The sequence below is a fragment of the Myroides odoratimimus genome, from assembly GCF_030326305.1.
GTDB lineage: Bacteria > Bacteroidota > Bacteroidia > Flavobacteriales > Flavobacteriaceae > Flavobacterium > Flavobacterium odoratimimum_A.
The window spans coordinates 1-17,696 of sequence record NZ_JACAKB010000033.1; the positions used below are offsets into that span (position 1 = coordinate 1).

Annotated in this window: 16 protein-coding genes; 10 read left to right on the forward strand and 6 right to left on the reverse strand. The window is 33.1% G+C overall.

The features are described from left to right. The first annotated feature begins 353 nt into the window (after positions 1-353). The 6 genes from HX049_RS16055 (at position 354) to HX049_RS16080 (ending at position 6,857) form a co-directional block, all read left to right on the forward strand. The gene (locus HX049_RS16055; protein ID WP_025125126.1) at positions 354-1,826 is read left to right on the forward strand and encodes an aminoacyl-histidine dipeptidase; all 1,473 of its coding nucleotides are present in this window, start codon (positions 354-356) and stop codon (positions 1,824-1,826) included. A 167-nt stretch (positions 1,827-1,993) separates the two neighbouring features. After that, positions 1,994-3,181 carry an aspartyl protease family protein gene (locus HX049_RS16060; RefSeq protein WP_286417117.1) on the forward strand — a complete coding sequence of 396 codons (1,188 nt, stop codon included), beginning with the start codon at positions 1,994-1,996 and terminating at the stop codon, positions 3,179-3,181. Between the two features lie 205 nt (positions 3,182-3,386). Continuing rightward, entirely contained in the window at positions 3,387-3,995 is a 609-nt protein-coding gene (locus tag HX049_RS16065) for a YceI family protein (RefSeq protein WP_286417119.1), read from the forward strand. A 95-nt stretch (positions 3,996-4,090) separates the two neighbouring features. Further along, positions 4,091-5,164 carry a peptide chain release factor 1 gene (gene prfA / locus HX049_RS16070; RefSeq protein ID WP_041890792.1) on the forward strand — a complete coding sequence of 358 codons (1,074 nt, stop codon included), beginning with the start codon at positions 4,091-4,093 and terminating at the stop codon, positions 5,162-5,164. A 74-nt stretch (positions 5,165-5,238) separates the two neighbouring features. After that, complete coding sequence (gene pyrF / locus HX049_RS16075) at positions 5,239-6,060, forward strand: orotidine-5'-phosphate decarboxylase (RefSeq protein ID WP_286417122.1); 822 nt, start codon at positions 5,239-5,241, stop codon at positions 6,058-6,060. After that, complete coding sequence (locus HX049_RS16080; protein ID WP_286417123.1) at positions 6,057-6,857, forward strand: ABC transporter substrate-binding protein; 801 nt, start codon at positions 6,057-6,059, stop codon at positions 6,855-6,857. Before pyrF ends, HX049_RS16080 begins: the two co-directional genes overlap by 4 nt. A 240-nt stretch (positions 6,858-7,097) precedes the next feature. Here the strand turns inward: HX049_RS16080 and HX049_RS16085 are convergent, their stop codons facing one another. Then, positions 7,098-7,880 (reverse strand): DUF4197 domain-containing protein, encoded by a 783-nt coding sequence (locus tag HX049_RS16085; RefSeq protein ID WP_041890799.1) that lies wholly within the window; start codon positions 7,878-7,880, stop codon positions 7,098-7,100. 6 nt (positions 7,881-7,886) lie between these two features. Next, entirely contained in the window at positions 7,887-8,423 is a 537-nt protein-coding gene (locus tag HX049_RS16090) for a hypothetical protein (protein ID WP_041890801.1), read from the reverse strand. Between the two features lie 120 nt (positions 8,424-8,543). Here HX049_RS16090 and HX049_RS16095 point away from each other — a divergent pair, with 120 nt between their 5' ends. From HX049_RS16095 to sucC, 3 genes are all read left to right on the forward strand, one after another. Further along, the gene (locus HX049_RS16095; RefSeq protein WP_286417127.1) at positions 8,544-10,880 is read left to right on the forward strand and encodes an ATP-dependent helicase; all 2,337 of its coding nucleotides are present in this window, start codon (positions 8,544-8,546) and stop codon (positions 10,878-10,880) included. Positions 10,881-10,910: 30 nt separating this feature from the next. Beyond that, on the forward strand, positions 10,911-11,531 hold the full coding sequence (locus HX049_RS16100) for an L-threonylcarbamoyladenylate synthase (protein WP_286417129.1): 621 nt from the start codon (positions 10,911-10,913) through the stop codon (positions 11,529-11,531). A 143-nt stretch (positions 11,532-11,674) separates the two neighbouring features. After that, a complete protein-coding gene (gene sucC / locus HX049_RS16105) occupies positions 11,675-12,868 on the forward strand; it encodes an ADP-forming succinate--CoA ligase subunit beta (protein ID WP_006259161.1) in 1,194 nt (397 codons plus the stop codon). A 111-nt stretch (positions 12,869-12,979) separates the two neighbouring features. On the opposite strand, the gene HX049_RS16110 is transcribed toward sucC, so the two are convergent. The 3 genes from HX049_RS16110 to HX049_RS16120 form a co-directional block, all read right to left on the reverse strand. Next, on the reverse strand, positions 12,980-13,411 hold the full coding sequence (locus tag HX049_RS16110; protein WP_286417131.1) for a DUF1456 family protein: 432 nt from the start codon (positions 13,409-13,411) through the stop codon (positions 12,980-12,982). 32 nt (positions 13,412-13,443) lie between these two features. Further along, the gene (gene uvrB / locus HX049_RS16115; RefSeq protein WP_286417132.1) at positions 13,444-15,429 is read right to left on the reverse strand and encodes an excinuclease ABC subunit UvrB; all 1,986 of its coding nucleotides are present in this window, start codon (positions 15,427-15,429) and stop codon (positions 13,444-13,446) included. Positions 15,430-15,523: 94 nt separating this feature from the next. Continuing rightward, a complete protein-coding gene (locus HX049_RS16120; RefSeq protein WP_286417134.1) occupies positions 15,524-16,753 on the reverse strand; it encodes an OmpA family protein in 1,230 nt (409 codons plus the stop codon). 164 nt (positions 16,754-16,917) lie between these two features. Here HX049_RS16120 and HX049_RS16125 point away from each other — a divergent pair, with 164 nt between their 5' ends. After that, a complete protein-coding gene (locus HX049_RS16125; RefSeq protein WP_286417135.1) occupies positions 16,918-17,343 on the forward strand; it encodes an NUDIX hydrolase in 426 nt (141 codons plus the stop codon). Positions 17,344-17,363: 20 nt separating this feature from the next. Here HX049_RS16125 and HX049_RS16130 read toward each other — a convergent pair whose 3' ends face one another. Then, positions 17,364-17,645: a DUF3817 domain-containing protein gene (locus HX049_RS16130; RefSeq protein WP_041890817.1), complete on the reverse strand. Its 282-nt coding sequence runs from the start codon at positions 17,643-17,645 to the stop codon at positions 17,364-17,366. Between the last annotated feature and the right edge of the window lie 51 nt (positions 17,646-17,696).

A 17,696-nucleotide genomic window follows, 5' to 3' on the forward strand; every position in this document is an offset into this window, starting at 1 on the left:
CCGCCTTGGTACGGATCCGTATGCCAGGTGGTGTGAGAGGTCGGCTGAAGAAATAATCTTCAGCCTCCTACTCGATTGCCTTTATAACAGTGCTCTTTAGAATCTATCCTAGTTTAGGTCTAGAATAATCTAATCTTAGTTTATTTAATGAATAAGAAGTGGTTCTTATGCTATGAAGGATTGAAGTTGTTATACTTAGAGAATTAGAAAAAGGAAAATGAGGTGTTTGGATTATATGGATAAAAGGAGAATAGAAATTGGATTTAACCGAATTTTATTAGGGAATAGCAGTTTATTTATTTAGAATGTCCTAAATTTGAAGGAATATTTTGAATAATTAAAGAGATTAAGATATGAGTCAAGAAGTTAGAGGGTTAGAACCTAAGAACTTATGGAACAAGTTCGCAGATCTAAACGCAGTACCTCGTCCATCTAAGAAGGAAGAGCGTGTGATTGAGTTCATGATGAACTTTGGTAAGTCTTTAGGTCTAGAAACTATAAAAGATGAGGTAGGTAACGTTATTATTAAAAAACCTGCTACTAAAGGATTGGAGAACAGAAAAGTGGTTGTAATGCAATCTCACTTAGATATGGTTCACCAAAAGAATAACGATACTGTATTTGACTTCGATACTCAAGGAATCGATATGTATGTAGAGGATGGATGGGTAAGAGCTAGAGGTACTACTTTAGGGGCTGATAATGGTCTAGGAGTAGCAGCTATTATGGCTATCTTAGAAAGCAACGAAATTCCACACCCAGCTATCGAGGCTCTATTTACTATAGATGAAGAGACTGGAATGACTGGTGCTAAAGGTCTTCAAGGAGGAATGTTAGAAGGAGAGATTCTTTTAAACTTAGATACAGAAGAGGATGATGAAATCGATATCGGATGTGCTGGTGGTGTAGATGTAACTGCATCTGCTGAATATGATGAAGAGGATACACCTGAAGGATCTATCGGATATAGAATAACTGTAAAAGGATTAAACGGAGGACACTCTGGTATGGATATCCACAAAGGATTAGGAAACGCAAATAAAATCATGAATAGATTGTTATTTGATGCTTTTGATAACTTTGGATTACAGATATCTAAAATCAAAGGAGGAAGTTTAAGAAATGCTATTCCAAGAGAAAGTGTAGCTGAGGTAATTATTGCAAATACTTTTGATGAGGCATTTGTATTTGATATGACTTCTATCGTAGATGAGATTAAAGCAGAGTTACATACTGTAGATCCTGATTTTGAAGTAGTATTTGAGAAATTAGAAGCTGCTGATACTCCTAAGAAAGTAATGCCTTCTATGGCGCAATATTTCTTCGTAAGATCTATGTATACTGCTCATAACGGTGTATTCCGTATGAGTCCAGACTTCGATGATTTAGTAGAAGCTTCTAATAATATTGCTAAAGTAGATTTAGGAGAAGGTAAATTAGTAGTTAAATGTTTAACTCGTTCTTCTGTAGAATCATCTAAATTTGATGTAGCGAATAGTCTTCGTTCTGCATTTGAATTAATGGGATGTGAAGTAGAATTCTCTGGATCTTATCCAGGATGGACACCTAATTCAGAATCTGAAATATTAGATGTATTAGTAGATATCTATGAAAAACAAGTAGGTGAGAAACCAAATGTAGTGGCATGTCACGCAGGACTAGAGTGCGGTATCTTAGGAACAAACTATCCTGATATGGATATGATTTCTTTTGGACCAACTATCCGCGGAGCTCACTCTCCTGTAGAGCGTGCTAATATTGCTTCTGTACAGAAATTCTGGAAATTCTTATTAGAGATCCTAACTCAGATTCCTGAGAAAAAGTAATCTAATAGATTAGAAATAATGAAAAGGGTGTCCTATACTAGGATGCCCTTTTTTTGTTTTTAAATACTTTGCTTTTGATTATTTTAATTGTTATTTATTTGGTTTAATTTTTTTAATTGTTGTTAAATTATTTTAATTTTGCTTTATAATTAACTTATTGGTATTGTATGTTTAAAAGAGGGGTATTGCTGTTAATGTTATTAAGTGTGAATTGTTTTTTTGCACAAAAACTTCAGTTGCCATTTGAGCTTTCAAAAGATGATAGTACGATTTTTCTAAGATTGCCAATGGAGAATCAAAAAGATAGTTTGCTTTTCTTCTTTGATACAGGAGCAGGGGCTCTACTCTTAGATTCACAAAAGGCAAAAGAGTTTGGTCTAAAAGCAGATTATAAAAGAGATATAACTGGAGCAGGTGGTAAAAAAACTTATGAGTCAGTCAGGAATTACAAAGTTTATTTAGATAAAAATAATTATGTAGATAGTACTTCAGTAGTGTTAGAAGATATGTCTAGGCTGTATGCTATGACTGAAAAGAAGTTTGACGGTATTATAGGGGCTACTATTTTAAAGAATTATATAACAAAGCTAGACTTTAATACACAAATGATGAGTCTATATAGTTTTGGGACAAAGGTAGATTATAGTGGTTATGAGAAGATTCCTTTTAAGTTCTATAATGGTGCTTTAATTCAATTGCCAATCATGATGACATTGAATAATAATGAGCAATTCTCTGGAGATATCTTATTTGATAGTGGAGCTAGTGCTACTTTGATAGTAAATACGCCTTATAAAGAAAAGCATGATTTGTTAAGTAAAATAGATAAAAAGATATCCTATTCTAGTGATAATTTGAGTAATAGTACAAGTTATGAAAAAGGACTAATTAAGAATTTGAGGTTAGGTAGTTATGAGATAGAGAGTGGTGAATTATCGGTTTCGTTTTCTTCAGATACAGAAGGGGTAAGTGCTGTAAAAGGATTAATGGGAATCCTAGGAAGTGAGATTATACACCGTTTTGACTTGATATTTGATTACAAAGATCAGTTTGTTTACATTAAACCTAATGATTTGTTTGTAAAAGCATTTGATCCTTTTGTAAAGCCATTGTCTCTGATGTATAATGATAAAAGGGATGAGATTTTAATTTCAAGTGTTATCCATAATACAGAAGCTGCGGTTAAAGGATTAGAAAAGGGACAGAGGATTATATCTATCAATGGTATTCGTACTAATGATATAGATAAATACGAAAGTATACTAAAAGAAGAGAATACGAAAGTCATCATAGAATATATGAATAGTGCCAAAGAGATTAAGACTGTAGAAATTAATTTAATAAGGTTATTATAACTAATTATTCTGTTCTTATTCTTTTATAAAAAAAGTCTAGTACTAGAAGGTACTTTATGACTTATAATCTAATACGGACATTATTTTTTAAGGTGTAAACAGCAATGTATTAAGACTAGAGTGTTTAAAAATATTAATGTTTATTTAAGAATAAAGCGTGTTAAAATTAGTAATTTGGTTGCAATATAATTAAAACTCAATATTTATGAAAAAATCCGTTTTAGCTTTAGCTTTAATTGGGGCATTAGCAATCTCTTGTGGAGAGAAAAAAGATACAAATGCAGTAGAAGGAACTACTGAGGCAACAACAGAACAAGTAGAAGCACCTGTACAAAAAGAATTATCTTATTCTATGGAATGGACAGCTTTTAAAACACCTGAGAAAGTAGGAGTAAAAGGAACATTCTCAGATATTAAATTGAATGAAGTAAAAGCGGATGCTGCTACATTAGAAGAAGCGTTAAAAGGAGCTAACTTCGTAGTAGTAACATCTTCTGTAAGCACTAATGATGCTGGTAGAGATGAGAAGTTAAAAGGTCAGTTCTTTGCTAAAATGGTTGGAAATATCAATGGATTCTTTGGTGAGTTTAAAGATGGTAAAGTAATCGTGAACTTAACAATGAATGGAATTTCTAAAGAGAAAGAGTTCGCATATACAGTAGAAGGTGATGCTCTTAAGTTAAATGGTTCAATAGATATCATTGCTGATTTTACGGCTCAGTCTGCATTTGATAGCTTACATGAAGCTTGTAAAGATTTGCACGAAGGAAAAACTTGGTCTGACGTAGAGATTTCTGCTGAGATTAAAAAATAATTAGTTACTTTTGTAACGTAATTGAAGAGGAGTATGCATAAATATTCCTCTTTTTTTGTACCTTTGCAAACCAAATAAATTATCTATTTTAGGATATGTTAGATAGACTACAAATTATTAAGCAACGTTTTGACGAAGTTTCTGACTTAATTATTCAGCCAGATGTTATTGCTGATCAAAAACGTTACGTACAATTAAATAAAGAGTATAAAGATTTAAAACAGTTAGTTGAAAAGCGTGCTGAGTATATAAATCTTAAAGGTAATATGGAAGAAGCTAATGAAATATTAGCTGATGGAAGTGATGCTGAAATGGTAGAAATGGCTAAGATGCAATTAGATGAGGCAAAAGGTCGTTTACCAGAATTAGAAGAAGAAATCAAATTCTTATTGATACCTAAAGATCCAGAAGATGCTAAAAACGTAATGGTAGAGGTACGTGCTGGTACAGGAGGTGATGAGGCAAGTATCTTCGCAGGAGATTTATTTAGAATGTACACTAAATACTGTGAATCTAAAGGATGGAGAACATCTGTAGTAGATGTGAATGAAGGAACTTCTGGAGGATACAAAGAGGTTATCTTTGAAGTAACAGGAGAAGATGTATATGGTACATTAAAATTTGAAGCAGGAGTACACCGTGTACAACGTGTTCCTCAAACGGAGACTCAAGGACGTGTACACACATCAGCAGCTACTGTAATGGTATTACCAGAGGCTGAAGAGTTCGATGTACATATCGATATGAATGATGTACGTATTGACTTATTCTGTTCGTCAGGACCTGGAGGACAGTCTGTAAATACAACTAAATCAGCTGTACGTATGACTCACATTCCTACTGGACTTGTGGCTCAATGTCAGGATGAGAAATCTCAACACAAGAATAAAGATAAAGCTTTATCTGTATTGCGTTCTCGTTTGTATGAAATGGAATTAGCAAAGAAACAAGCAGAAGATGCAACTAAACGTTCGTCTCAGGTAAGTAGTGGGGACAGATCTGCAAAGATTAGAACTTACAACTATCCACAAGGACGTGTTACTGATCACCGTATAGGACTTACTTTATATGATCTAGATGGTATTATGAATGGTAATATTCAGAAGATTATCGATGAATTACAATTGGTAAGTAATACTGAGAAATTAAAAGAAGGAGACGTTTTTTAATCGTCTTATATAAATATTATAAACCACACTTGCTTTTGTATAGTGTGGTTTTTTTTAAACTATAACTACGAGACATGACTACACAACAATTAATTGAACAAATCAAGCAAAAGAAATCATTTCTATGCGTTGGCTTAGATGTTGATTTAGATAAGATTCCAACTTTTTTATTAAAAGAAGAAGATCCTATATTTAGCTTTAATAAAGCAATTATCGATGCAACTCATCAATATGCAGTAGCGTATAAACCAAATATTGCGTTCTATGAAGCTTATGGTATAAAAGGATGGATGTCTCTGAAGAAGACAATAGAATACTTAAATGCTAATTATCCTGAAGTATACACTATAGCAGATGCTAAGCGTGGGGATATAGGTAATACTGCGTCTATGTATGCAAAAGCTTTCTTTGAGGATATGTCGTTTGACAGCGTAACTGTTGCTCCTTATATGGGAAAAGACTCTGTAGAGCCATTTTTAGCTTTTGAAGATAAACATACTATTCTTTTAGCATTAACTTCAAATCAAGGAGCATTTGATTTCCAAACGAAAGAGGTGAATGGGAAGCCATTGTATCAAGAAGTATTAGAAACTTCTCAAACGTATAAAAATGCAGAGAATTTAATGTATGTAGTGGGAGCTACTAAGGCAGAATATTTTGAAGAGATTAGAAAAATAGTGCCAGAAAGCTTTTTATTAGTGCCAGGAGTAGGGGCGCAAGGTGGTAATCTACAAGATGTATGTAAATATGGGTTAAGTAAAAATGTAGGATTGCTAATCAATTCGTCAAGAGGTATTATCTTTGCCTCTAAGGCAGAAGATTTCGCAGAGAAAGCGGGATTAGAAGCTAAAGCCATTCAACAAGAAATGGAGGAGATATTAAATAAAATGGTATGATTGTATTAAAAGATCAAATAGGGCAAGAGCATCGCTTTGAACAAGCACCAAAGAGAATTATTTCATTAGTGCCTTCACAAACAGAAACGTTATGTGATTTAGGATTGGAAGATGAGATTAAAGGAATAACTAAATTCTGTGTACATCCTTATCACTTAGGTGTAGTCAAAATCAAAGTAGGTGGAACTAAGAAGGTACACGTAGAAAAGATTAAGGCACTTAATCCTGATATTATTATTGCTAATAAAGAAGAAAATACTTTGGAGATCGTAGAAAGTCTGAAAGATATTTGTCCTGTTTGGGTTACTGATGTTATTACATTAGAAGATAATAAGCAAATGATAGAAGATTTTGGTGTCTTGTTTAATAAACGTACAGAGGCAAAAAAATGGAATGATAAGATTGATTTTGCTATCAAAGATTTCATGTCTTTTGTAAGTACTAGAGAAACACAAAAAGCAGCTTATTTTATCTGGAGAGAACCTTATATGGCGGCAGGTAATAATACGTTTATCAATACCCTTTTGACTTTGAATAAATTCACGAATGTATATGCTAATCGAGAAGAGCGTTATCCTGAAGTAGAGATAAGAAAGATTAGAATTCAAGGAGATCCAGAGTTGGTATTCTTGTCGTCAGAGCCTTATCCATTTAAGGAAGAACATGCATTCGAATTAGGAAGACATACACATCACGGAAAAACTGTGTTTGTGGATGGGGAAATGTTCTCTTGGCATGGGACACATTTGTTTAATGCTTTTGAGTACTTTAAACAAATTCATAAACGAATTGAATAATATCTTGATTATTAGATGAAAAGTAGTCTAGAAGATTACGGTAAGAATATAAAAAAGAAAAAGCCGAGTAAGAAATTACTCGGCTTTTTTTAACTAACCCTAACTATTATGAAATCAATCATTATTGATTATACAAATATCAAAAAAATATTTAGAAAGGTCAGTTAATTGAATGTTATAATAATGTTATATTTAGTTTTTTGTTTAAAAATATAAATATACTTCAATGTAAGTGCCTAGTTACTTTCTATTTTTAAAAAGTTTCTCGATAGAATTACTTGATGTGTTTTTTTTAGTTGAGTTTGTTAGATTATCTTGAATTGCGAATACTTCTTTTAATAATTTAGAATCTCTAGATCCTGTGATGTTTTCTCTAATATTTCCCTCTTCAACTGCGATCATTTTGAATACGCCATCCATAGTTTGGTTGGTAATATAATCTGTTAAGTCTGTTGTAACAGGAGATACTAGAGGAAGTGCATTATAAGTAGTGGTCATTTTTTCCCAGATTACATCAGCTCCTACTGATGCTATAGATGAATTAATCACTGGACTGAATTTAGTATATAAACTTTTGGATGTGCTTTTCTTTAAGTAATCTGTTGCAGCTGATTTGCCTCCAACTAGAATATCTTTAGCATCTGTGAATGTCATATTCTTAACAGCATCTACAAAGATTGGTGTAGCTTCTTTCACAGCACTTTCTGCAGCTCTGTTAATTAGTGTTAATCCTTGATCTGCTAATTTGTCCATACCTATTCTTCTTAAAGCTCTATCTACTTTCTGAAATTCTTCAGGCATTACAATTTTAACTAATTCATTTTTTAGGAAACCATCAGGTTGTGATAGTTTACTTACTTGATCAGCAATTCCTTTATCAAGAGCTTCTTTTAATCCCTTAGCCACTTTGTCTTGTGTAAGAGAATTGATTAGGTTGTTTTTTTTAGTGGTTTGAGCATTGATGATTGGGGAATAGGCTAGTGTACTCATGGTTAGTACAGCAGCAATCATTGTCTTTTTCATAGTGTTTTATTTATCTGTTATTGTATTTACTTCTAGTTTTATTGCTTTTCTAGCAATTTCTAGTTTTTCTTCAATTAGTATATTTTTAGTAATTAAAGTCTGTCTAAGTTGGTTCGCATCTAGGATGTTAGGATTACTACCAATCTGATGTATTAATTCTATAATACTATTTTTTGATTGAACTATAATTTGCCAAAGCTCTTCGCTAATATAGATTTGCTGAGCTACGTTATAGTCAAACTCTTGTTCTATATGATTTATTAAATTGATTTGATATAGTGTTTTATCTTCTGAGGTAGGACTTATTCTTAGAATTAGTTTTTTTAAATCAATGCGTTCAATTAGTATTATAAAACGTTCAAAGGCTTGTAATTTCAAGGCTTGAAGGTCTATTGTGTTTTGAGCTTTTAATTTTTCTAATAGAAATAGATCTTTTTTTGTCTGCTTTTCTAATATGCGATTAAAAAATGTATAAGCTAAAGCTGCTGAAATCAAAGCAGGTAGGGTATAGGCTAATAGCTGTAAAATAAATTCTGTGCTCATTGCGATCTTTTTAAGCAAAAATAGGGAATATTATGTTTGTTGTGATATTTTTTATGGTTGCAAAAAACTTGTTATAAAGGTATAGTAATTGTAATTTTGACGTTTTCGAGTAAATCAGATATGCAAAATTATATAGATCAGTTAAATGAGGCTCAAAGAGCGCCTGTGCTTCAGAAAGATGGACCAATGATAGTAATCGCTGGAGCAGGGTCAGGAAAGACGAGAGTATTGACTTTACGTATCGCTTATTTAATGCACCAAGGAGTTGATGCATTTAATATTCTAGCGTTGACGTTTACCAATAAGGCAGCTCGTGAAATGAAAGTAAGGATTGCTCAAATTGTTGGGAGTTCAGAGGCTAAGAATCTATGGATGGGGACATTTCACTCTGTATTTGCTAAGATACTTAGAGCAGAGGCAGATAAGTTAGGATATCCAAGTAACTTTACTATTTATGATTCTCAAGATAGTCAACGCCTTATAGGACAGATTATAAAAGAAATGCAATTAGATAAAGATATCTATAAACCAAAAGAGATATTAAGTAGAATATCATCATATAAAAACAGCTTAATTACTGTAAAAGCTTATTACAATAATCCTGAGTTACAAGAGGCTGATGCAATGAGTAAAAGACCTCGTATAGGCGAAATTTACAATAATTATGTAGAACGTTGTTTTAAATCAGGAGCAATGGATTTCGATGATTTATTGCTAAAAACAAATGAGTTACTGACTCGTTTTCCTGATGTGCTTTCTAAATATCAGAATAGATTCAAATATATATTAGTGGATGAGTATCAAGATACAAACCATTCACAATATCTTATTGTTCGTGCTTTATCAGATCGCTTTCAGAATATTTGTGTAGTGGGGGATGATGCTCAGAGTATCTATGCATTTAGAGGGGCGAACATTAATAATATTTTGAACTTCCAAAAAGATTATGAAGGTGTACAAACTTATCGATTAGAACAGAATTATCGTTCGTCTCGAAATATTGTGGAGGCTGCAAACTCTGTTATTGATAATAATAAAGTTAAATTAGAAAAGGTAGTATGGACTGCAAATGATTTTGGCCCAAAGATTAAGGTGCATAGATCTTTAACGGATGGGGAAGAAGGTCGCTTTGTAGCTTCTACTATTTTTGAAGAAAAGATGCAAAATCAAAAGAACAACAGTGATTTTGCTATTCTATATAGAACGAATGCACAGTCTCGTGCTATGGAGGATGCTTTGCGTAAAAAAGATATACCTTATCGTATTTATGGTGGTCTGTCGTTTTATCAAAGAAAAGAGATTAAAGATGTTCTGAGTTACTTAAGACTGGTTATTAATCCAAAAGATGAGGAAGCATTAGTACGTGTGATTAATTATCCTGCACGTGGTATAGGTAATACTACTTTGGACAAATTAACTATTGCAGCTAATCACTATAAGCGCTCTATATTTGAGGTGGTTGAACATATTGATAAGATAGACTTAAAGATTACTGCAGGGACGCGTAGTAAATTGAGTGATTTTAGTAATATGATTAAAGCTTTTCAGGCTTTAGAAGAGACAATGGATGCTTATCAATTGACGGAACATATTGTTAAGAAAACTGGGCTTGTTCAAGAGATGCGTAAGGATACTACTCCAGAGGGTATTACTCGTATGGAGAATATTGAGGAGTTACTTAACGGTATTAAAGATTTTATTGAAGGTCAACGTGAGGTAGATGGAGCAAGAGGAGCTTTAAGTGAGTTTATGGAAGATGTGGCTTTAGCTACAGATTTAGATAAAGATACGGGTGATGATGACAGAGTCGCCTTGATGACAATCCACTTAGCGAAAGGACTGGAATTCCCGACTGTATTTTGTGTAGGAATGGAAGAAGATCTGTTCCCAAGTGCAATGAGTATGAATACTAGAAGTGAATTAGAGGAGGAAAGAAGGTTGTTCTATGTAGCTTTGACGCGAGCAGAACATCAGGCTTATTTAACTTATGCTCAATCAAGATATAGATGGGGTAAATTAGTAGATAGTGATCCTTCCCGATTTATAGAGGAAATTAAAGACGAGTATTTAGAGTATTTAACTCCAGTAGAAACAAATTATAGGTACAAACCAACTATTAATGCTGATATTTTTGGTGATGTAGATAAGAGTAAGTTGAGATTGAAAAAACCTGTTGCCGGTACTCCTCCTGCTTATGTAACCGATAGTGAAGAGCCAAAAGAGAACAGGAATATAAGGAAATTAAAGCCTGTAGATGCTTCACCAACTAAGACTACTAGTCTTACAAATGGTAATCAACTGTTAGAAGTAGGACAGGTAGTTATGCATGAACGTTTTGGTAAAGGGGTTATTATTAATCTTGAAGGTGTTGGTGCAGATAAGAAAGCGGAGATTCGATTTGATGTTGGAGGAATAAAAAAACTGCTGTTAAGATTTGCTAAGCTTCAAGTTTTATAGTAAATTGTATAGAGTATAAAAAATATAAGTATGTCACAGTTTATAAAGATTTATCCAGAGAATCCTAATGAAAAGGAAATTGATAAAGTGGTTAAGGTATTAAGAGAGGGAGGTCTAGTTATCTACCCTACTGATACTGTGTATGGGTTAGGATGTGATATATCAAATTCTAAGGCATTAGAAAGAATTGCTAAGATTAAAGGAGTAAAACTAGAAAAGGCTAACTTTTCTTTTGTTTGTTATGATCTAAGTAATATTTCTAATTATGTGAAGCAGATAGATACTTCTACATTTAAAATATTAAAGAAAGCACTACCTGGTCCTTATACTTTTATTCTCCCAGGGAATAATGAACTACCTAAAGAGTTTAAGAAGAAAAAAACAGTAGGGATTCGTGTGCCAGATAATAATATCGCTCGAGAAATAGTGAGAAAGTTAGGCAATCCAATCGTTTCGACTTCAATATATGATGAAGATGAAATATTGGAGTATACTACTGACCCAGAATTGATATTTGAAAAATGGCAAAACATAGTTGATATTGTTATTGATGGTGGTTATGGAAATAATGAAGCGTCAACAGTAATTGACTTGTCAGGAGAAGAGCCTGAAATTATAAGAGCAGGTAAAGGAGATACTGATATCTTCTAAAAGAATCAAAAAAGTATAAAAACAAATTAATAAACAAGGTTAATTTACAGTTACAAGCTATATAAGCTTAATTAAATTAGGGTTTTTCAAACTGAATTGTTATTTTTGTAACTGTTTATATTAAAAGCTAAACGTATCACACTATGAATTTACATGAATTTCAAGGTAAAGAAATATTAGCTAGCTACGGTGTAAGAGTACAACGTGGATTAGTAGCTAACAACGCAGAAGAAGCAGTTGAAAAAGCAAAACAACTTACAGAAGAAACTGGTACAAGTTGGTATGTAATTAAAGCTCAGATCCATGCAGGAGGAAGAGGTAAAGGAGGAGGAGTTAAGTTGGCTAAAAACTTAGACGAAGTAAAAGAAATCGCTGGTAAGATTATCGGTATGGATTTAATTACTCCACAAACTCCACCAGAAGGAAAAAGAGTTAACCGTGTTTTAGTAGCAGAGGATGTTTACTACCCTGGAGAAAGCGAAACTAACGAGTTTTACATGTCTGTACTACTTGATAGAGCTAAAGGACGTAACATGATTATGTATTCTACTGAAGGAGGTATGGATATCGAAGAAGTTGCTGAGAAAACTCCACACTTAATCTTCAAAGAAGAAATTGATCCAGCAGTTGGATTACAAGGATTCCAAGCTAGAAGAATTGCTTTTAACTTAGGATTATCTGGAAATGCTTTCAAAGAAATGGTTAAGTTCGTAGATGCTTTATATAGAGCATACATTGGAAGTGATTCTTCAATGTTCGAGATTAACCCTGTATTAAAAACTTCTGATGATAAAATTTTAGCTGTTGATGCTAAAGTTACTTTAGATGACAATGCATTATACAGACAAAAAACTTATGCAGAGTATAGAGATGTTACAGAAGAAAGACCTATCGAAGTAGAAGCTAAAGAAGCAGGATTAAACTATGTGGATTTAGATGGTACTGTAGGATGTATGGTTAATGGTGCTGGATTAGCAATGGCTACTATGGACTTAATTAAGTATGCTGGTTTCGAGCCTGCTAACTTCTTAGACGTAGGAGGAACTGCTGATGCTAAACGTGTTGAAATCGCTTTCCGTATTATCTTAAAAGATCCTAACGTAAAAGCTATTTTGATTAACATCTTTGGAGGTATCGTTCGTTGTGACCGTGTTGCTCAAGGTGTTGTTGATGCATACAAGAACATGGGGGACGATATTAAAGTGCCAATCATCGTTCGTTTACAAGGAACTAATGCTGAATTAGCAAAAGAAATTATCGATCAATCAGGTATGCCTATTTTATCTGCTATTGCTTTCCAAGAAGCTGCAGACCAAGTAAAAGTGGCTTTATCATAATTTAGATAAAAGAATTTTTAGAAGGCTAGCTCGTTTGAGTTAGCCTTTTTTTGTGGTATTTAGTAAAGTAGAGATAAAAAAACGCTACTCTTTTAAAGAATAGCGTTATTTTTATTTTTTACCATTTTTGAATTTGATTCCTGCTAATGGCGATTTAGGAGTTGTTTTTTTATTAGATGTAGTCTTCTTTTTGAAATCTACATTTTTACTTATATTCCCTTCTTTTTTAGATGTAGGTTTGGTTTTCTTTTCTGCCGTCTGTTGCTTGAATGGCTTTACTTCAGACTTGTTAGAGGCGAGCACTTCTAGCGGGTTTTTAGGAGCTTCTTTTGTTCCTCTTAAGTGAATTACTAAACCATTTAGAAAGTTTCTTAGGATTTGGTCACCACATTCTACATACTTAGGATGGTCAGCATTTCTGAAAAAGTTACCAATTTCACCTTTTGAAATTCTGAAATCTACTAATTCTAAAATCTCTACTATTTGATCGTCGCGTAATTGTAAAGCAACTCTCAGTTTCTTTAATATGTCGTTATTGTTCATTCTATCTATTTTTGCAAAGGTAATTAAATTATCTACAGTTTGTCTTTTAAAGCTTTTATTTCGTCTCTTAAACGAGCTGCATTGATAAAATCTAAGTCTTTAGCAGCTTTCTCCATTTCTTTTCTCTTCTCTCTAATTATTTTTTCTATATCAGCTTTAGATTTGTATTTAAGAGTTTCTTCTGCTGCCTGAAGAATAGTTTCTTTTTGAATGTCCTCATAAGAAGCTTTTACTAATTCACTAGATATTTTTTTGTTAATAGCGGTAGGAGTAATGTTGTGCTTCTTGTTGAAATTCATCTGTTTTTCTCGTCTATAGTTTGTTTCGTCTATAGTCTTTTGCATGCTATCTGTGATTTTGTCAGCATACATAATTGCTTTGCCATTTACGTTTCTAGCGGCTCTTCCTACGGTTTGTGTAAGTGATCTGTGACTTCTAAGAAAACCTTCCTTATCAGCGTCTAAAATAGCAACTAGTGATACTTCAGGTAAATCTAGTCCTTCTCTTAATAAGTTTACTCCGATTAACACATCAAATAGTCCTTTTCTTAAGTCTTGCATGATTTCAACGCGTTCTAGTGTATCAACATCAGAGTGAATATATCTACATCTGATTCCTACACGCGTGAAATATTTAGCTAATTCTTCTGCCATTCTTTTGGTTAATGTAGTAACTAGTACTCTTTCATCTTTTTCAACTCTAGAATGAATTTCTTCTATTAAATTATCTATTTGATTTTCTGTTGGTCTAATTTCGATAATAGGGTCTAGTAGTCCTGTCGGGCGAATTAATTGCTCTACATAAACTCCTTCAGATTTTTGTAATTCATAATCTGCTGGAGTTGCAGAAACATATACTACTTGATTTTGCATGGCTTCAAATTCCTCGAATTTAAGAGGTCTATTGTCTAGTGCGGCAGGTAATCTGAATCCATATTCTACTAGGTTTTCTTTACGAGATCTATCACCTCCATACATGGCATGCACTTGTGATACAGTAACGTGACTCTCATCGATAACCATTAGATAGTCATCTGGGAAATAATCTAGTAAGCAGAATGGACGTGTGCCTTGTTCTCTACCATCTAAATATCTTGAATAGTTTTCGATACCAGAACAATAGCCAAGTTCTCTGATCATTTCTAAATCAAAGTTTGTGCGTTCTTCTAGACGTTTAGCTTCTAAGTGTTTTCCTATTTCTTTGAAGTAATCAACTTGTTTGACTAGATCTTGCTGTATTTCCCATATAGCTTTTTGTAGAACATCTGGTGATGTTACAAACATATTAGCTGGGTAAATATTAAGGTTGCTGTATTTCTCTATTACGGCAGAAGTAGAGGGATTGAATACTTCTATATCTTCAATTTCATCTCCAAAGAAATGTATTCTAAATGGATTGTCTGCATAACTAGGGAATACTTCTACTGTATCTCCTTTTATTCTAAAAGTTCCTGGAGTAAATTCAGCTTCAGTTCTTGCATATAAACTTTGTACTAATCTATGTAATAGTTTTGTTCTGCTTATTTGTTGATCTAGTTCAAGTGTGATTACGTTTTTTTGGAACTCAATAGGATTGCCTATACCATATAAACAAGAAACAGAAGCTACTACGATAATATCTCTCCTTCCTGAAAGTAGGGCAGAAGTAGTGCTTAATCGCATTTTTTCTAGTTCTTCATTGATTGATAAGTCTTTTTCTATATAGGTGCCTGTTACTGGTAAGAATGCCTCGGGTTGGTAGTAGTCATAATATGAGACAAAATACTCTACTGAATTGTTAGGAAAAAAGCTTTTAAACTCTGTATATAATTGCGCTGCTAATGTTTTATTATGAGCTAATATTAAAGTAGGTCTATTAACTTCGTTAATAACATTTGCAACAGTAAATGTTTTTCCAGAACCAGTAACTCCAACTAATGTTTGGTATTTTTCATCTGCATTGATTCCTTGAGCAAGCTTTTTAATTGCTTCAGGTTGATCTCCTGTTGGTTTATATTCTGAATTTAAATTGAATTTCATAGTTGATTTAATAAGTATACAAAGTTACTTATTAAAAACAAAAAAAGCGCAAGAATAATCTTGCGCTTTAATATGATTAGATTGAATTCTAAAATTAGTTAATTTTGAATACAACTTTTCTTGCAATTCTACGAGCTGCAGCTGAATCTTTAGACACTGCGTCATCGATTCCGTTTCCTTTAGCAGAAACTTTAGAAGCACTAACTCCAGATTTAACTAAGATATCTTTAACTGCGTTAGCACGTCTTTCAGATAACTTATTGTTGTAAGATTTGTTTCCTACTGCATCAGCATAACCCATAACTTCAACAGAAGCATTTGGATTAGCTTTTAAGTAGTTAACGATGAAGTTGATTCCGTCAACGTTTGTTGGTTGAGTTTTATCAAAGTCAAAGTAAGCAGCAACATATCCTTTGTTGATTAATTCTTTAATCATGTTAGAATCGTTACCTGCAACAGCTTGTTCTGGTTGGTTACCATATTTCTCAGCGATGAAAGCTTCGATGTTATCAGCGATACCGTTGTTGTTTTTATCGATATTTCTACCTCTAGAATCAACTAAAGCACCAGCTGGTGTATTAGGCTCTAAGTCTAAGTAATCTGGCACACCGTCTCCATCAGAGTCAACTAACATGCTTTCTACTTTAGATACTCTTCCGTCTAATTCAGCTAATAAAGCATTTTCTTGTTCTGCTTCAGTATACCAATCAGCGTGTTGAGCATTTTTACCTAAATAGATAGAAACTCCAACAGAAGCGTTAAACATAGTTCCTTGAGCAATAGAACGACTTGTGTTACCTACACCATTCCAGTTTTTGTTTTGCTCTAAGTTTTGAATAACTGTAAAGTCAGCGTTTAATGCAACACGTGGGTGAACTTTAATTTGACCAGTTAATCCAGCCATTAAGTGTCCCATATTGTCTGTTCCAGAGAATGCATCTCCGTTCATCCAAGAGTAACCTCCCCCTGCGTGAGCTTGTACGTTTAATACTTTAGTCCAAGTTTCGAAGTTTAAAAGTCTTCCAACGTTAACAACCCCTTCTAAGCTTGTTCTGTAGTGGTTAGTGTTTAAATCAGCATCATTAGTCCAGTTGTCTAATTTATCATAGCCAAAAGAAGCTTTAATACCAAATTTGTTGTTTAAGCTATAACGTACACCTCCATCTAAGTGTAAGTTTTTGAATGTTTCAGCAGATTGACCTGCTCTAGCTGGTTTAGCAAATCCTCCATTTAAGTCAATAGACCATTTGTTGTAAGGACTTTGAGCATGAACAGCACCAAAAGCTAATACAGAAGCCAATAACGGTAATGTTAATTTTTTCATAGTTGTCTTTTTAATTTCCATTAAACATGATTAAAATAATCAGTTTTTTTACTAATCGCTTATGGAGCAAATATAAGGCAAAGATTTGTAATAGAAAGATAAAATGTTGTTTTTTTGTAAAAAAGGATAGATTTAGTACTTTTGTTTCATAAAAATTGTATAATATGGGATATGTTTCTAAGATATTTGTTACTGTAGATGTAGTATTGTTTAAAAAATATTTAAATATTTCACAGATATTATTAATAAAGCGCAAAAATGAACCATTTCGCGATTATTGGGCTTTGCCTGGTGGTTTTGTAGATGAAAATGAGGATTTAGAGAATGCAGCAAAGCGTGAATTACGTGAAGAAACGTCAATTGACCTTAATCAATTAGTTCAAATTAAAGCTTATGGCAAACCATTTAGAGATCCTAGGTCTCATATGGTTACGATAGCTTTCTTGGGTGAAGTAGGAGAGGAGGTTATAGGAGAAGCAGCTGATGATGCTAAAGAGCTAGCCTGGTTTGAGATAGATGAATTACCAGATTTAGCATTTGATCATCATGACATTATTTTGGATGCTATAGAGCGATACATAAAAAAATAAGTCTGTACAGACTTATTTTTTTATGCTTTACTTTCAAGAAGTTTTTTCTCCATGATAAAAGTACCAAATGGCACAACTGAAGCTAGACAAATAAGACCATATTTTCGTAGACTCCATTTTTCATCACTTTTAAGTACTGTAGCCATTACTATATAGAGTATAAACAATACTCCATGGGCCATTCCAACTTTACTTACCATTTCTGGTTTTTCGAAAAAGTATTTTAAAGGCATAGCGATGAATAAAAGCGCTAGTAAAGATAACCCTTCAAGTAACGCAACAATTTTAAATGTCTTTAGCATTTTAATTAAATTAGAAGTTTTAAGTATGCTAATATAGTTTTTAAATAGAAA

What these genes read in the sequence shown, in the direction of transcription:
- HX049_RS16055 (WP_025125126.1), top strand. Translation starts at nt 354, where the DNA reads ATGAGTCAAGAAGTTAGAGGGTTAGAACCTAAGAACTTATGGAACAAG.
- HX049_RS16060 (WP_286417117.1), top strand. Translation starts at nt 1,994, where the DNA reads ATGTTTAAAAGAGGGGTATTGCTGTTAATGTTATTAAGTGTGAATTGT.
- HX049_RS16065 (WP_286417119.1), top strand. Translation starts at nt 3,387, where the DNA reads ATGAAAAAATCCGTTTTAGCTTTAGCTTTAATTGGGGCATTAGCAATC.
- prfA (WP_041890792.1), top strand. Translation starts at nt 4,091, where the DNA reads ATGTTAGATAGACTACAAATTATTAAGCAACGTTTTGACGAAGTTTCT.
- pyrF (WP_286417122.1), top strand. Translation starts at nt 5,239, where the DNA reads ATGACTACACAACAATTAATTGAACAAATCAAGCAAAAGAAATCATTT.
- HX049_RS16080 (WP_286417123.1), top strand. Translation starts at nt 6,057, where the DNA reads ATGATTGTATTAAAAGATCAAATAGGGCAAGAGCATCGCTTTGAACAA.
- HX049_RS16085 (WP_041890799.1), bottom strand. Translation starts at nt 7,880, where the DNA reads ATGAAAAAGACAATGATTGCTGCTGTACTAACCATGAGTACACTAGCC.
- HX049_RS16090 (WP_041890801.1), bottom strand. Translation starts at nt 8,423, where the DNA reads ATGAGCACAGAATTTATTTTACAGCTATTAGCCTATACCCTACCTGCT.
- HX049_RS16095 (WP_286417127.1), top strand. Translation starts at nt 8,544, where the DNA reads ATGCAAAATTATATAGATCAGTTAAATGAGGCTCAAAGAGCGCCTGTG.
- HX049_RS16100 (WP_286417129.1), top strand. Translation starts at nt 10,911, where the DNA reads ATGTCACAGTTTATAAAGATTTATCCAGAGAATCCTAATGAAAAGGAA.
- sucC (WP_006259161.1), top strand. Translation starts at nt 11,675, where the DNA reads ATGAATTTACATGAATTTCAAGGTAAAGAAATATTAGCTAGCTACGGT.
- HX049_RS16110 (WP_286417131.1), bottom strand. Translation starts at nt 13,411, where the DNA reads ATGAACAATAACGACATATTAAAGAAACTGAGAGTTGCTTTACAATTA.
- uvrB (WP_286417132.1), bottom strand. Translation starts at nt 15,429, where the DNA reads ATGAAATTCAATTTAAATTCAGAATATAAACCAACAGGAGATCAACCT.
- HX049_RS16120 (WP_286417134.1), bottom strand. Translation starts at nt 16,753, where the DNA reads ATGAAAAAATTAACATTACCGTTATTGGCTTCTGTATTAGCTTTTGGT.
- HX049_RS16125 (WP_286417135.1), top strand. Translation starts at nt 16,918, where the DNA reads ATGGGATATGTTTCTAAGATATTTGTTACTGTAGATGTAGTATTGTTT.
- HX049_RS16130 (WP_041890817.1), bottom strand. Translation starts at nt 17,645, where the DNA reads ATGCTAAAGACATTTAAAATTGTTGCGTTACTTGAAGGGTTATCTTTA.